This is a genomic window from Haloarcula marina, assembly GCF_024218775.1.
Taxonomy (GTDB): domain Archaea; phylum Halobacteriota; class Halobacteria; order Halobacteriales; family Haloarculaceae; genus Haloarcula; species Haloarcula marina.
In genome coordinates, this window is the sequence record NZ_CP100404.1 from 2785192 (window position 1) to 2798481 (window position 13290).

Annotated in this window: 17 protein-coding genes; 9 read left to right on the forward strand and 8 right to left on the reverse strand. The window is 66.3% G+C overall.

What is annotated here, in order from left to right; all coding sequences use genetic code 11:
* Positions 1-98: 98 nt before the first annotated feature.
* On the reverse strand, positions 99-1346 hold the full coding sequence (gene gatD / locus NJQ44_RS14660) for a Glu-tRNA(Gln) amidotransferase subunit GatD (RefSeq protein ID WP_254272098.1): 1248 nt from the start codon (positions 1344-1346) through the stop codon (positions 99-101).
* A 114-nt stretch (positions 1347-1460) separates the two neighbouring features.
* On the opposite strand from gatD, the gene NJQ44_RS14665 reads away from it, so the two are divergent.
* Positions 1461-1958 (forward strand): DUF8526 domain-containing protein, encoded by a 498-nt coding sequence (locus NJQ44_RS14665; protein ID WP_254272099.1) that lies wholly within the window; start codon positions 1461-1463, stop codon positions 1956-1958.
* Here NJQ44_RS14665 and NJQ44_RS14670 read toward each other — a convergent pair.
* From NJQ44_RS14670 to NJQ44_RS14680, 3 genes are all read right to left on the reverse strand, one after another.
* Complete coding sequence (locus NJQ44_RS14670) at positions 1955-2602, reverse strand: metalloregulator ArsR/SmtB family transcription factor (protein ID WP_254272100.1); 648 nt, start codon at positions 2600-2602, stop codon at positions 1955-1957. The genes NJQ44_RS14665 and NJQ44_RS14670 overlap by 4 nt on opposite strands.
* A gap of 76 nt (positions 2603-2678) precedes the next feature.
* Positions 2679-3623, reverse strand: a complete 945-nt coding sequence (locus tag NJQ44_RS14675; RefSeq protein ID WP_254272101.1) for a hypothetical protein — start codon at positions 3621-3623, stop codon at positions 2679-2681.
* 96 nt (positions 3624-3719) lie between these two features.
* A complete protein-coding gene (locus tag NJQ44_RS14680) occupies positions 3720-4358 on the reverse strand; it encodes a DUF1405 domain-containing protein (protein WP_254272102.1) in 639 nt (212 codons plus the stop codon).
* Positions 4359-4490: 132 nt separating this feature from the next.
* On the opposite strand from NJQ44_RS14680, the gene NJQ44_RS14685 reads away from it, so the two are divergent.
* The 3 genes from NJQ44_RS14685 to NJQ44_RS14695 are packed head-to-tail and all read left to right on the forward strand — an operon-like array spanning position 4491 to position 6287.
* Positions 4491-4856, forward strand: coding sequence for a DUF5802 family protein (locus NJQ44_RS14685; protein WP_254272103.1), 366 nt, complete (start codon positions 4491-4493; stop codon positions 4854-4856).
* Between the two features lie 52 nt (positions 4857-4908).
* Complete coding sequence (locus tag NJQ44_RS14690) at positions 4909-5802, forward strand: Vms1/Ankzf1 family peptidyl-tRNA hydrolase (protein ID WP_254272104.1); 894 nt, start codon at positions 4909-4911, stop codon at positions 5800-5802.
* A gap of 47 nt (positions 5803-5849) precedes the next feature.
* Positions 5850-6287 (forward strand): universal stress protein, encoded by a 438-nt coding sequence (locus NJQ44_RS14695; RefSeq protein WP_254272105.1) that lies wholly within the window; start codon positions 5850-5852, stop codon positions 6285-6287.
* 9 nt (positions 6288-6296) lie between these two features.
* Here NJQ44_RS14695 and NJQ44_RS14700 read toward each other — a convergent pair whose 3' ends face one another.
* Positions 6297-6740, reverse strand: a complete 444-nt coding sequence (locus tag NJQ44_RS14700; RefSeq protein WP_254272106.1) for a universal stress protein — start codon at positions 6738-6740, stop codon at positions 6297-6299.
* A 51-nt stretch (positions 6741-6791) separates the two neighbouring features.
* On the reverse strand, positions 6792-7844 hold the full coding sequence (locus tag NJQ44_RS14705; RefSeq protein WP_254272107.1) for a KaiC domain-containing protein: 1053 nt from the start codon (positions 7842-7844) through the stop codon (positions 6792-6794).
* Positions 7845-7952: 108 nt separating this feature from the next.
* On the opposite strand from NJQ44_RS14705, the gene NJQ44_RS14710 reads away from it, so the two are divergent.
* The gene (locus NJQ44_RS14710) at positions 7953-8804 is read left to right on the forward strand and encodes an NAD(+)/NADH kinase (RefSeq protein ID WP_254272108.1); all 852 of its coding nucleotides are present in this window, start codon (positions 7953-7955) and stop codon (positions 8802-8804) included.
* 3 nt (positions 8805-8807) lie between these two features.
* On the opposite strand, the gene NJQ44_RS14715 is transcribed toward NJQ44_RS14710, so the two are convergent.
* Positions 8808-9095 carry a DUF8006 family protein gene (locus NJQ44_RS14715; RefSeq protein ID WP_254272109.1) on the reverse strand — a complete coding sequence of 96 codons (288 nt, stop codon included), beginning with the start codon at positions 9093-9095 and terminating at the stop codon, positions 8808-8810.
* 158 nt (positions 9096-9253) lie between these two features.
* Between NJQ44_RS14715 and NJQ44_RS14720 the strand changes: the two genes are divergently transcribed.
* Positions 9254-9829 (forward strand): response regulator, encoded by a 576-nt coding sequence (locus tag NJQ44_RS14720; RefSeq protein WP_254272110.1) that lies wholly within the window; start codon positions 9254-9256, stop codon positions 9827-9829.
* 107 nt (positions 9830-9936) lie between these two features.
* Positions 9937-10515, forward strand: a complete 579-nt coding sequence (locus tag NJQ44_RS14725) for a response regulator transcription factor (RefSeq protein ID WP_254272111.1) — start codon at positions 9937-9939, stop codon at positions 10513-10515.
* 4 nt (positions 10516-10519) lie between these two features.
* Here NJQ44_RS14725 and NJQ44_RS14730 read toward each other — a convergent pair whose 3' ends face one another.
* Complete coding sequence (locus NJQ44_RS14730) at positions 10520-11152, reverse strand: TetR/AcrR family transcriptional regulator (RefSeq protein WP_254272112.1); 633 nt, start codon at positions 11150-11152, stop codon at positions 10520-10522.
* Between the two features lie 62 nt (positions 11153-11214).
* Here NJQ44_RS14730 and NJQ44_RS14735 point away from each other — a divergent pair, with 62 nt between their 5' ends.
* Both NJQ44_RS14735 and NJQ44_RS14740 read left to right on the forward strand, forming a co-directional pair.
* Positions 11215-11361 (forward strand): hypothetical protein, encoded by a 147-nt coding sequence (locus NJQ44_RS14735; protein ID WP_254272113.1) that lies wholly within the window; start codon positions 11215-11217, stop codon positions 11359-11361.
* On the forward strand, positions 11358-13289 hold the full coding sequence (locus NJQ44_RS14740) for a COG1361 S-layer family protein (RefSeq protein WP_254272114.1): 1932 nt from the start codon (positions 11358-11360) through the stop codon (positions 13287-13289). Before NJQ44_RS14735 ends, NJQ44_RS14740 begins: the two co-directional genes overlap by 4 nt.
* The last annotated feature ends 1 nt before the right edge of the window (position 13290 follow it).

Consider the following 13290-nt stretch of genomic DNA (forward strand, 5'->3'; position numbering starts at 1 on the left):
AGTTCTGTACTCTCCTGACTGTCGAACTGTAATAAACGTTGATATGTCATGGACTGCTACATCGAGCGACTGGGTGGGTCACCCACCGGTCCCGGCGGTTAGAGCCACGGCGTCGACCGCCGCTGAATCTCGCCAGCCAGCGGTTCGGCCATCGCGTCGGCCACGTCGTCGGCGTTCGCCAGCGCCCACATCAGTTTCACCTTCGCGGTTCCGGGGAGCATGTCCTCACCCTCGATAACGCCCGCGTCGAGGAGGTCGCGGCCGGTGTCGTAGACCCGGTCACAGACGCGGCCTTCGATGCACTGGCTGGTCATCACGACCGGGATGTCGAGGTCCTCGATGACGGAAATCCACTCGGTGTTGACGTGGCCCAGTCCCGTCCCTTCCAGCACGATGCCGTCGGCCCCGTCGGCGGCGACTTCCAGCAGTTCCGTACTCATGCCGGGCGTGAACTTCACGAGTTCCACGTCGGTCGCGAGGTCCTCGTGGAGGGCGAGTTCGGTCTCGTCCCGCTTCGCGTACTCGCGGCGGAACGTGACCGCGTTGTCGCCGTCGGTGCTGTAGTCGACTTCGCCGAGCGGTTTCGCGCCGACCGTCCGGAAGGCGTCACGGCGGGAGGTGTGGTTCTTCCGGACCCGGGTGCCCCGGTGGAGCGCACACCGGTCGTCGGATTCGTCGGCGTGCATGCAGACCAGCACTTCGGCGCAGTCGGATTTCGCGGCTTCGACGGCGCAGACGGCGTTCATCACGTTATCGGAGGAGGGGCGGTCCGCCGAGCGCTGACTGCCGGTGAAGACGATGGGAACCGGCGTGTCGAGCATGAAGGCCAGCGCGGAGGCGGTAAACTGCATCGTGTCCGTGCCGTGCATGACGACGACGCCGTCGGCCCCGGCCTCGATTTCCTCCCTGACTGCGTCGGCGAGGTCCTGCCACACCGCGGGCGTCATGTTCTCCGAGAGGATGTTGGCGACGACGCGGCCGCGGTAGTTCGCCATCCCGGCGAGATCCGGCACCGCTCGAAGCACGTCTTCGGCGTCGAACTGGGCGGTCACCGCGCCGGTGCGGTAGTCGACGGTGGAGGCGATGGTCCCCCCGGTGGAGATGAGCGACACCGTCGGGAGGTCGTCGTCGAACTCGACGGCGGAGCCGTCGTCCTCGTCCTGTGCGCTCTCGACGTCGTACACGTCCGATTCGAGGACTTCGACCGACGACTCGTCGCGGTCGATGCCGACGTTGTACCCGCCGTCGAGTTTGACCACGAGGTGGTCGGGCGTGCTGGACGGGAGCAAGACGCCCTCGTAGGTCTGGTCCGCGCGGTCGACGCGGACCCGGTCGCCTGCGTTCATGCGCGTGGCTTTCCGCCGGCGGGACTTGAACCCATTTGTTTCGAGCGTCCGGCGGTCGGTCATCGGGTCGGCAGCGGCACAAAGGCCATACGTCAGCCGAGCGAACCGACGAGTATGTCCGAGCGAACGGCCGAGCGCTCCCGAGAGACCGAGAGTGAGGCGAGCGCCGAGACTGGTTCGGGGGTCGACATCGGCCGCCTCGACGGATTCTCGACGACCGACGAGGCCGAGACGGAGAGCGACGGCGGGCGCTACTTCTCCGCGCGAGCGCTCCTGTTCGCACTCGTCGCGGTCGGTGCGGGGACCGTCGTCGGCGGCCTGATTCCCGTGATTCCGTTCACCGCACTGCTGGGGATTCCGGCGGGCGCGTTCGTCTACGGCCTGCTGGCGAGTCAGCGCCGCTATATCGAGACGGGACTCGCCGGGGGCGTCGTCGCGGGCCTGCTCACCGTCACGTCCTTCCTTCCGCAGTTCCTCGTCCGCGGGGTCGGCGGCGGTCAACTCGGGATGGGACGGCTGTTCGCCGTCGCGGCCGCTGTCGGTCTCGTGCTGTCCATCCTCGGCCACTACTTCGGTCGGGACCTCCGGGACGGCCTGACCCGGGACCTCTAACGCAACTGCCAGCCGTCGCGAGTCTGCTCGACGATGCCTTCGTCGTCGAGGCGGCGGAGCGCTTCCTCGACGAGTTCCGGCGGAGCCTCGACCCGTCGAACCAGTCGCGAGACGGACGCCGACCCGTGGGCCAGCGCGCTCACCAGTTCGGCGTAGAGGCGGCCGTCGCCGTCACCGGCGCGGTCCTCGAACTCGTCGCGGACCTTCGTCACGCGGCCCTGTACCCACCGCTGGGCGAGCGACAGTTCGTTCTCCAGTTGTTCGAGGTGTTCGAGTTCGTGGGCGAGGTCCCGCAGGTCGCCGCTCTCCTCGTCGTTGAGGTCGATAGAGAGGTGGCGACAGGCCGAGATGTCCAGTCCCGAGTTCGCCGGATAGGCGCTCTTGGTCCCGAACTCGTAGGGCGAGACGCGGACCTCTAGACGGAGGTTACGGGCGATAGAGAAGTACTTCCGCCGCTGGTCGTCGGTGCGTGACTCGACGAGGCCCGCGTCTTCCAGTTTCTGTAAGTGGTCGATGACGGCTTTGGGGCTGACGCCGATGTACTCGCTTATCTCGGTCACGTAGCACGGCTTGTGCGCGAGCAGGCGGAGGATGCGCCGTCGGTTGGCGTTCCCCAGCAAGTCGAGCAACTCGGCGGAGTCCATTCACCCGAGGGTAGCGGGTCGCGGTAGAAAAGGGTGACTCTCGCTTACAGCGTGTCGGCGACAGCGGGCGACACCGCTAGTCGGGACGGCCGCTCGCGGCGGTGTCGTTTCCGGTACCCCGAACGCTCTCGTTCCGGCCGTTTCCGCGCTCGCCAACCGCCACACCGCCGCTGCTGTTAGTCGGCCCCGGTGCGGGCGGCCGCTCGGCCGTCACGGCGTCCATCTCGCTAGCAGCGCCACGCTGGTCGGTCCGGTCGTCACCGCCCGTCGAGTTTCGGCCGTCGGCGTCGACTTGCGGCCCGTCACCGCCCCGATTCCCGGGGGCGACCGGTCCCTCGCGGCCGTCGGCGTGAGTCGAGACGGCCGTCGGCGGGCCCTGGTCACCAACCGCCGACGCGTTTCCCCGACTGGACACTTCAGGGCGGTCCTCGACGACCTTTCGCGCCGCCGTCTCGTTCTCTCGGTCGACTTCCACCGACGGTCCCCGGCTGTTCTCGCGCGCGAGTTCGGCGACGCGCGGCCCGGAGAGTCGGCTCGCGTTCTCGCGGAGTTCGTCCAGCCTCGTTTCGTTCACGTCCGCCGACGTCGCAGCGTCGTCGGTGTCGTCGATGGCCGCTCTGAGACCGCTCATCTGCGCCGATAGCTGGCTCGTCTGTGCGACGTAGGCCTGCCGGGTGAGCGACCCGTTCTCGTAGCGCTCACGGAGCGTCTGGTTGCGGTCTTCGAGTCGTTCGAGGCGGCGTTCGAGGCCGTTCGCACGGTTGGTCACCATCCGCGCCCGCTGGCTCTCGTTCGCGTTGTCGAAGCCTGCTCGCCACATCCCGTTCTTGACGGTGTCGTTTGCGGCGGCGGAACTCGACTGCAAGAAGGCCGTCAATTGTGCCCCGAGTCCGCCGTCGTCGGTGCTTTCGTTGGCCGCCGCGGTCGGCGTCCCCGTTTCCTGTGCCGCGACGCTCGGCATCCCGAGGAGCGCGACGGCGACCAGCCCCAACACGAACACCACGGCGTACCGTCGTGTCATCTTCACTCGTCAATCGAGGACCCCGCACAAAAAGCAGTCACTTCGTTCGGACGGTTTAGCGGCCCACGAAAACGCCTTCAGACCGTCCAAGAGAGTTTACTGACCCCTCTCGCTCTGTCTCGGGAGGAGCCACCACGCGACGGCTACCGAGAGGACCGAGAGCGCCACGCTCGCGGCGACGAGCGCGAAACCGGGGTCGTATCTGAGCGGCGGGTAGTAGCCGAAGCCGTAATCGAGCACATCGTTACCGAGGGCCAACACCAGCGCCGTCAGGAGCGCTCCGCGGGTCGTTCGGCCGTAGTGGGGCACTAACAATCCCTCCGCGACGAACCCGAGGTGAGTGACGATGATGCCGAAGTACGCCCACGGGGCCGGGAAGTACGCGTCGAACCCGAGGTTGAGCGCGACGAACGTCCAGACGCCCATCTTCAACAGCCACACCAGCGCGATGGTGTGGAGGTACGCGAGCGGAAGGTTGGTCGGCACGTCGTCGAGCGACCGGCCGAGGAACGGCAGGAGCGTCACCAGCGACAGCGTCATCAGGAACAGGGCGGCGGGCGAGTCGGCGTACAGCGGCCACAGGAACGTCGACACGTCCGGCATCGTCTCGACGTAGTAGCGTACGCCGACCAGCGTCGCGACGGCGTTGACGACGACCAGCCACACCAGACTGGGCGTGTTCTCCAGATAGTACCGCGCGTAGCGGCGCGGGAGCGGTCCCCAGTCGATGTCCATACGCCGTCTCCGGCCCGGCGGGCGGAAACCCTGTCGGTCCGACGGCGGCGAAAATTGCGGGCTGAATGCCCGACGGCAAAAGGATATCGGCAAACGCTTATCCATGTCACTGACAAACATACACACGAACAGATGTTCGAACAGTTCTCCCGCGGCTACTACCTCGGCCGTCTCTACGTCGAACCACGCGACGACGGCGCGGCCGCGATGTGCCGGGACCAACACGAGCGAGTCAATCGACAACTGTACGCCTCCGGAACGGGCGTCGAGCGCACAGACCTGCCGCTCGTGATGAAACTCGGGTCGCGGCACTTCCCCGTCCACGGCGACGAGCAAGTCCCGGCCGACACCCTCGCGGTCCCCAGCGAGGTGTTGGAGTCCGCGAACGTGCGCAACCCCCCCAGCCTCCGCGAAGTGTTCCTCGCGAAGGCCGACCACGCCGCCCAACTGCTGTCGGTGACGGGCACGGACGCCGCGATTCCGGACAGCGCCGTGTAGCCGCCGTCCGTGGCGGCCAGTTTTAAGCCGGTCGGAGTCCGCAGTCCAGTCGATGCTGGACCGGTTGCTGGGACGCGCCGCGCTCAAAGAGCGCGTCGCGGACCTCGAAGAGGAGAAGCGCCACCTCGAACGGCAACTCGACGCCGAACAGGAGCGCCGTTCCGAGGCGGCGACGGCCCGACAGCGCGCCGAGGCGGAGACGAACCGCCTCGAGGACCGCGTCACCGAACTCGAAGACCGCGTCGAGCGCCTGCAAGCCAGCGAGGGCGGCCCGACCTACCGCGCCGAGGAACGGTTGACCGGCGAACGAGTCGCCGAAATCCTGAACCGGCTCGAGTCGTTCGAAACCGAGCGCGAGGGCGTCTTCACCGCCTACGTCGCCGACGAGAGCGACCTCACGGAATCGGTTCGAGAAGCGTTCGGTGACCGGGCGTCGCTGGTCGCCGGGGCGGCCCCCTGCCTCGCGGTGACCGACGACGCCGGGTTGCTGTCGGCCTGTCTGTCGGTGCCGGTGCCGCCCGAACCGTTCGCGTCGTGGGACGACCACGTCAGACTCGACCGCTCGCGGTTCGAACCGACCGGCGAGTACGCCGTTGCCCTCGTGCGCTCTGACCTGTTCGCGCTGGGCGTCTACGACGGCCGCGAGCGGACTGCCTTCCACGGCTTCGACTCCGAACTGAAGAGCCAACACTCGAAAGGCGGCTTCTCGCAGTCCCGGTTCGAGCGCCTGCGCGACCAGCAAATCGAGAACCACGTCGAGCGGTGTCGGGCGACCATCGAAGCGGTCGACCACGAGACGCTGTACGTCGTCGGCGAGCGCTCCGTCATCCACGAGTTCACCGACCTCGCGGCGCTGACCCAGAGCGTCGACGCCACGGGCGACCCCGAGGACGCCCTCGCGGATGCCGTCCGGTCGCTGTGGACGGTCCGACTGCGCGTGCCTTGATTGTCGAAGGCCGAACATTCAAGCCGACGGGCGCGGCCAGTGGTCGTATGGCACCGCGAATCCTCGTTCCAGTCGACAGGTCCGACCAAGCCCGAACTGCCTGTGAGTTCGTGGTCGACAACCACCCCGACGCGACCCTCGTCCTCCTCCACGTCATCAACCCCGCGGAGGCGGGGTACAGCGCGCAAGCGTCGGTCCCATCGTTCTCCGAGGAATGGTACGAGCAGAAGAAATCGGCCGCCGAATCGCTGTTCGACGACCTCGAAGCACTCGCCTACGAGGGCGGCGTCTCGGACGTCGAACGCGTCCTCGAAGTCGGTCGGCCCACCCAGACCATCGTCGACTACGCCGACGACGAGGACAACGATATCGACCAAATCGTGATGGGCAGTCACGGCCGGTCGGGCGTGTCCCGAATCCTGCTGGGGAGCGTCGCCGAGACGGTCGTCCGGCGGGCGTCGATTCCGGTCACCGTCGTCCGCTGACGCGCGTTCTCAGGCGTGCCGGACGATGTGCACGTCGTACTGCGGGTCCTCGGAGACGGGTGCGCCGACGCTACTGACCGGCGTGGAAACGCGTCCGGCGTTCTCGCTCCCGATGAACACGATAGAGGCGTCGATGTCGTGAGCGACGGCGCGAATCGTCCGCACCACGTCCGTCGTGTTCGAGGCCATCGAACTCACGTCGTCGGGGACTTCGTAGCGGAACTGCGCGTCGGGCGCAATCTCGGCGATGCGCTCGCGGAAGCGCTCGGCGATTGCCTCGTGGTCGAACGGGTCGTTCGGGGTGAGCCAGTTTCGCTCCAGCGCGTAGTCCGGTTCGTTCGGGATGACTACTAGCGCGACGACGTCCTCGCCGGTGTACTCCGAGAACTCGGTCGCGCGTTCGAGGGCGGCCGTCGAGAGGTCCGAACCGTCGAAGGGGACGAGTAAAGTCACAGTCGGGCCTTCGACGGACTGCGGTATAAAGGATAGCCCGGCGTCCCGCGGTCAGAAGATGTTGGCCTGCTGGTAGACACTGATGCCGTCCATCGTTATCTCGTAGGGCTTCGTCTCCCGGGAGTGGTTCGCGTTGCGTATCTTCTGAATCTCGACGGCGAGGCGCGTCTCGCGGGTCTCCGAGCGGACGTACTGGAGGATGAACACGGCGTCGGTCAGGTACTCGATGATGCCGTGACGGGAGGCGTAGGGATTGTCCTCGCTGGCTTCGGAGGTGAGCATCGTCGTCACGCCCGCCTTCTTCAGCGACCGGGTGAAGTCGAACACCTCGGTCCGGCGTTTGGCTGGCTGGTCGTACATCATCTCCAGCAGGGAGACCGAATCGAGCACCAGTCGGTCGGCGTCGAAGTCCTCGATGAGACTCGGGAGTTCGCCGCGGATGTTGTCGAGGCTGTTCGCCATCTCGACGGGGTCTAAGTCGACGACGGCGAGTTGGCCGTTGGCTTCGTACTCGTCGAACCCCCACCCGCGGTCGTTGGCGGTGTCCATGATGGCGCTGTGTGACTGTTCGAGCGTGATGAACACGCAGTTCTCGCCGTTCCGGAGGCCGTGGTGCAGGAACTGGAGTCCGAAGGTCGTCTTGCCCGTCCCGGCAGACCCGACGGTGACGATGAGGTGTCGTTCGGGGATGCCGCCCTGTATCATCCGGTCGAGTCCCTCGATGCCGATGTCGATGCGCGGGATGTCCGACTCGAAGTCCTCGTCCGCGAACTCGCTGTCGCCGCCGGACGCGTCGCTCCCCGCGGACTCGAACGCCGACGCGAAGTCGTCCTCGAACAGGCCGCCACTGTCGCCGCCGGAGTCGCCGAACGGGCTGTCGTCACCCGAATCGCCGAACGGACTGTCGCCGCCCGTCCCATCGAACGGGCTGTCGCTCTCCGTGTCGCCGAACGAACTTCCGGCCTCAGAATCACCGAACGTAGTGTCGCCGAACGGGCCGTCGCGTTCGGCGTCGTGGGTCTGCTCGGGGTCGGACCCGTCCTCGCCGTCGTCGTCGATGGCACTCTCGAACCAGTCGTCGTCGTCCTGCCCGTTGTCACTCATCGCCCCAACCACCGGCCACAGACCCGGGCCATGCATCCCGATTCTCGCCCAGACAGATATAATTGCCGTCGTGATGGGTTTATGTCCGACGGGGGGTAAGCACGGGCAATGACCGTCGGTATCGTCGCGCAACGCGACAACGACCGGGCGATGGCGCTCGCGAGCGAGTTGACCGACCGCCTCCACGCGGTCGGGGAGGCCGTCGTCGTCGACCAGACCACCGGTGCGGCGCTCACCGACCACGAGGCGTGGGAGGCCGCGAAACCGGACAGTCAACCGGTCCGAGAGATGCGGGACTGTGACCTCGTCGTCAGCATCGGCGGTGACGGGACGTTCCTCTACGCCGCCCGCGGCGCAGGGTCGACGCCTCTGATGGGCGTCAACCTCGGCGAAGTCGGCTTCCTCAACGCGCTGGCTCCCGAGGAGGCCGTCGAGACGGTGGTCGCGGAGGTCGAACACATCCAGAAGACCGGGAGCGCCCGGACTCGCGCGATGCCGCGACTGCGCGCGACCGGTCCCGACTGGGAACTCTCGCCCGCGCTCAACGAGGTTGTCGTGCAAGGCGGCCACCGCGGCCACGGCGGCGGCGGAACGCTCGAAATCCGCGTCGACGGCGTGCTGTACACGAGCGGCCACGCCGACGGCGTACTGGTGGCGACGCCGACGGGGTCCACGGCGTACAACCTGAGCGAGGGCGGCCCGCTAGTGCATCCGGACGTTGCGGGTCTCGTGGTCACGGGAATGGCACAGGACGAAGGGATGCCCCCGCTGGTGGTCGACACCGACAGCGACGTGACCGTGACGCTGACCGACGCGGAACGTGGCGTCGTCGTCAGCGACGGACGGGTGCGAAAAGAGATTACGCCACCGGCGCGAGTGACGCTCTCGCGGGCGAGCGAGCCAATCAGGCTGGCGGGTCCACCGCTCGATTTCTTCACGGCGCTCGGCAAACTTGGGTAGCGGTTAGCGGCGGCCGACGGCGTACAGCACGGGGGCCAGCGCCAGCATCACGAGGCCGAACAGTTTGTACTGGAACGACGAAGCGAGGATGCTTCCGGCGTTCGGTTCCATCGCCGAGGCCGGGGTGATGAGTAGCAGCGCGCCGATGGCGATGGTGTGTAGCCCAAGCATGCGCAGGGACCGCATCGGCAAGATGCCGACAGCGCCGACGGCGAACCCGAACAGCAGGACATCACCGATAGTGTAGTTCAGCAGGAAACTGTCGATGATCTGCAGCGGTGGCACGAGCATTCCTACTCCGAATCTGACCGTGACGCAATCTTTAAAGTTCCGTTACGTCACCGCTGGCCGCCGGGCCGCGTGACTCCGCACCGTCCGCCTCCCCGCCCGTTGGCGGCCGAGGCGAGTGGCGTGTAGTTATATGTCCGCGGCCCACAGTACACCCCATCGTGCCTGATTCGACTGCAGACGCAACCGTTCTCGTCGTCGACGACGAGAAAGAGGTCGCAGACGTCTACGCGTTACGTCTCCGTAATCAGTACGAGACGGAGACGGCCTACGGTGGCAGCGCAGCACTCGAACGCATCGACGACGACGTGGACGTTGTCCTGCTGGACCGACGGATGCCGGACATCGCCGGCGACGAGGTGCTCGCGGAGATACGCGAACGGGACGTCTCGACGCGGGTCATCATGATTACCGCGGTCGACCCGGACTTCGACATCATCGACATGCCGTTCGACGACTACCTCTGTAAACCGGTCGAGAAGGAGGACCTCGTCGCGGCCATCGACCAGCAACTCGCCGCCCGGCGCTACGACGACCGCCTCGCGGAGTACCTCGAAGTCACGTCGAAACTCGCCCTGCTGGAGGGCGAGAAGACGCCCCAGACACTCGAAAACAACGAGGGCGTCGAATCGCTACAGGAGCGGGCCGAGAAACTCAAACGAGAGATGGACGACGCCCTCTTGGAGTTCGACGATATCGACGCCGCGTTTCAGGAAATCGGGCGTCGCCCGGACTAATCACGCCGACCGATGACACGTCTCGGTCCGATGTCGGAGTTTACACCCACGAGTGCGCGAGCGATGCGGTAAAGCATAAACCGTCCTCGTGACTATCATCTACTGACGTGGCACTAGGGACACCGGGCCGTGGGCACGTACTCGTGGTCGACGACGAACACGACGTGGCGGACACGCAGGCGTTGCGGTTGCGTGACCACTACGAGACGAGCGTCGCCTACGGTGGGAACGAGGCACTGGAGATGGCCGGGCCGGAGATAGACGCCATCCTGCTGGACCGGCGGATGCCCGACATCCACGGCGACGAGGTGCTGGACCGCCTTCGAGAACGGGGCTACGAGGGCAAGGTCATCATGCTGACCGCCGTCGACCCGGACCTCAACATCCTCGAGATGGCGTTCGACGACTACCTCCAGAAACCGGTCGACCGAGAGACGCTGTTGTCGACGCTCGAACAGCACCTCGACGGCGCTGTCAGAGACGACCGACTGGAGGAGTACTTCGAAGTCTCCTCGAAACTCGCGGTGCTGGAAGGGGAGAAGTCGCCGTCGGAACTCGACTCCAGCGAGGAGTACGCGGAACTCGAAGCCCGCGCGGACGAACTGGAGTGGCAACTCAGGACCGAACTCGACGACTTCGACGCCATCGTCGAGACGTACCGGGCAATCGACCGCGGATCGAGTTGAGGGCCTACTCGCCGTCGGACAGCAAGAGTTCGCGCTCGATGTAGCGCTCCATCGCCTCGCGCATGCCGGGAAGAGGGTTGTCGTTTCGCGTCGCGTTCTGCAACAGGATGCCGTCGAGACTCGTCAGCAGGAACTGTGCGGTCCGTTCGGCGTCGACGTCGGCGAACACGCCTTTCTCGATACCCTCCTCGATGAGCGCGGTGATGCGGGCGGTAAAGCGGTGGTCCGTTTCGGTGAACTTCGTCTTGAACTCCGGATTGCGGACCGCCTGCGCCCGGAGTTCGACGTACGACGCTAACACGTCGTTCGGGTCGGGCATCTCCTCGGCGGTCGGAAAGTCGCCGAGGATGAGCGCGAAGAAGGTCAGAAGGTCCTGTGCGGGGTCGCCGGAGGACTCCAACTGGAACACTCGGTCGAACTCGTCTAAGATGAACTCCAGAAAGGCCAGCAGGAGGTCGTCCTTGCCGTCGAAGTGGTGGTAGAACGTCGACTTGCTCAGGTCGGCCTCGTCGGCGATACGCTGGATAGAGAGGCCCGCGTAGCCGTGCTCTTGCAGGGCGTAGAACGTCGCACGCATGATGGCTTCGTGCGAGTCGGCCGGTTCGCCCGTGAACGGAATCGCGTCGGCGTCAGTCATCCCGAACGAATATTCGGTCGGTGTCAAAAAAGCCTTCGTACCGACTGCTAACCGGAACGTTGATGTTTGACCGAACGTTCGTTCGATACGAGATGGCCGACTGGACCTTCGACCGCACCGACTCCGGTCACCCCGCAGTCCTCTCCTCCGTCTGGGTTCGATGCTTCGCATCGAAAGCCGCCCTCTCAGAGCCGATTTGGTACGTATGAGACTTCGAATCCCACTCACGCTGACCGTCGTAGCACTGTTGCTCGTTGCCGGGACCGCCGCCGCCGCCGTGACCGGTAGTCCCGACATCGACGCGACGTTCGCGGACAACACCGTCTCGGCTGGCGAGGAAACGACACTCGACGTGGTGCTGGTCAACAGCGGCGACCTGACCAGCGGGTCCGCCCGCAATCCGAGTCTGAACAGCGAAGTGACGACCGCTCGCGGCCTGTCCGTCGCCGTCAACTCTGGCGGCGCGCCGATTTCGGTCACCACGTCCCGCCAGTCCGTCGGGACGCTCGCACAGGGGCCGCCGACGACCGTCTCGTTCGACATCAGCGTCGACGAGGACGCCGACCCGGGCACCTACGAGATACCCGTCAAACTCCGCTACGAGCACACGGACTACATCTCCGAGGCCGACGGGAACCGCGACGAGACCGACGTCGAACGGACTATCGACGTGGAACTCCGCGTCTCTGACGACGCGACCTTCGACGTGACGAACGTCGAATCCGACGCCCGCGTCGGTTCGACCGGGTCCGTCGCCGTCACCATCGAGAACACCGGCGAAGAAGCCGCCCGCAACGCCGCCGTCACGCTCCAGAGCGAGAACCAGGAACTCAGCGTCGGCGGGAGCACGCAGAGTTCCCGTTACGTGGACACGTGGGAATCCGGCGAACAGCGGACCTTCCGGTTCCGCGTGGGCGCGTCGAGTAACGCCGAACCCGAACCGTACGAGTTCGGCCTCGACGTGGCGTTCGACGATACCGACGGCGTCCGCAAGCAGTCGGTCGGCAGTTCGGTCGGCATCGCGCCCGACCCCGAACAGACGTTCTCCGTCGTCAACGTCTCCAGCGCCGTCGCCGTCGACAACACCGGGACGTACGCGGTGACGCTCCGCAACAACGGGCCGGTGCCGGTCGACAACGCCGTCGTCACCGTCGCCTCCCAGAGTCCCGACATCACGTTCGGCGACGCCACGTCGACCACGCAGTACGTCGGCCAGTGGGACGCGGGTGAGACGCGGACGGTCCGCGTCGACGCCACGGCCAGCGCCGACGCCGAAACCCGCGGCTACGCGCTCTCGACGAGCGTCGGGTACGAGGACCCCGAGGGCGACGCCGCCACCTCCGGCGACATCGCCACGGGTATCCTGCCGCTCCCCGAACAGTCCTTCTCGCTGTCCGACGTCGAGGCCGACTTACAGGCCGGTGCGGACGGGACGCTCGAAGTCACGCTGACGAACGACGGTCAGCGGGCCGTCGAGAACGTCGTCCTGAACTGGGAGAGCGAGCACAGCAACCTCTCGCCACAGGAGACCCAGTACGCCGTCGGCAACCTCGCGCCCGGCGAGTCCGCGACGGCGAGTTTCGGCGTGGACGCCTCCGAGAGCGCCGTCGCGGGGCCGCGACAGTTCGACTTCGTGGCCGCGTACCGCGACGACAACGGTGACCGCCGCGAGAGCGACATCCTCGAAGTGCAGGCCGAAGTGGCCGCCGACGAAGACGAGTTCGCCGTCGAATCGGCCAACACCACGGTCGGCGCGGGGCAGTCCGCGGTCATCGAACTGACGGTGACCAACAACGAGGATGTGCCGCTGACCGACATCTCGGCGAAACTGTTCGCCGACTCGCCCATCTCGGTCACCGACGACGAGGCGTACGTCGCGGAACTCGCCCCCGGCGAGTCCGAGACGCTCAAGTTCGGCATCAGCGCCAGCGGCGGGGCGATGGCGAAGTCCTACCCCGTCTCGCTGGACTTCCAGTACGAGGAACCCGACGGCGACACGCCGATGTCCGACACCTACCGGGTCGCCATCGACGTGACCCAACGGAGCGGTGGCGGCGGCGGCCTTCCGCTTACGGCCATCGGTGCCGTCTCGCTCGTGAGTCTCCTCGCAATCGGTGGGTACGTCAGGTTCCGCTAAG

What these genes read in the sequence shown, in the direction of transcription:
- NJQ44_RS14680 (WP_254272102.1), bottom strand. Translation starts at nt 4,358, where the DNA reads ATGGACATCGACTGGGGACCGCTCCCGCGCCGCTACGCGCGGTACTAT.
- NJQ44_RS14670 (WP_254272100.1), bottom strand. Translation starts at nt 2,602, where the DNA reads ATGGACTCCGCCGAGTTGCTCGACTTGCTGGGGAACGCCAACCGACGG.
- NJQ44_RS14710 (WP_254272108.1), top strand. Translation starts at nt 7,953, where the DNA reads ATGACCGTCGGTATCGTCGCGCAACGCGACAACGACCGGGCGATGGCG.
- NJQ44_RS14690 (WP_254272104.1), top strand. Translation starts at nt 4,909, where the DNA reads ATGCTGGACCGGTTGCTGGGACGCGCCGCGCTCAAAGAGCGCGTCGCG.
- NJQ44_RS14705 (WP_254272107.1), bottom strand. Translation starts at nt 7,844, where the DNA reads ATGAGTGACAACGGGCAGGACGACGACGACTGGTTCGAGAGTGCCATC.
- NJQ44_RS14695 (WP_254272105.1), top strand. Translation starts at nt 5,850, where the DNA reads ATGGCACCGCGAATCCTCGTTCCAGTCGACAGGTCCGACCAAGCCCGA.
- NJQ44_RS14740 (WP_254272114.1), top strand. Translation starts at nt 11,358, where the DNA reads ATGAGACTTCGAATCCCACTCACGCTGACCGTCGTAGCACTGTTGCTC.
- NJQ44_RS14665 (WP_254272099.1), top strand. Translation starts at nt 1,461, where the DNA reads ATGTCCGAGCGAACGGCCGAGCGCTCCCGAGAGACCGAGAGTGAGGCG.
- gatD (WP_254272098.1), bottom strand. Translation starts at nt 1,346, where the DNA reads ATGAACGCAGGCGACCGGGTCCGCGTCGACCGCGCGGACCAGACCTAC.
- NJQ44_RS14675 (WP_254272101.1), bottom strand. Translation starts at nt 3,623, where the DNA reads ATGACACGACGGTACGCCGTGGTGTTCGTGTTGGGGCTGGTCGCCGTC.
- NJQ44_RS14730 (WP_254272112.1), bottom strand. Translation starts at nt 11,152, where the DNA reads ATGACTGACGCCGACGCGATTCCGTTCACGGGCGAACCGGCCGACTCG.
- NJQ44_RS14715 (WP_254272109.1), bottom strand. Translation starts at nt 9,095, where the DNA reads ATGCTCGTGCCACCGCTGCAGATCATCGACAGTTTCCTGCTGAACTAC.
- NJQ44_RS14685 (WP_254272103.1), top strand. Translation starts at nt 4,491, where the DNA reads ATGTTCGAACAGTTCTCCCGCGGCTACTACCTCGGCCGTCTCTACGTC.
- NJQ44_RS14735 (WP_254272113.1), top strand. Translation starts at nt 11,215, where the DNA reads ATGTTTGACCGAACGTTCGTTCGATACGAGATGGCCGACTGGACCTTC.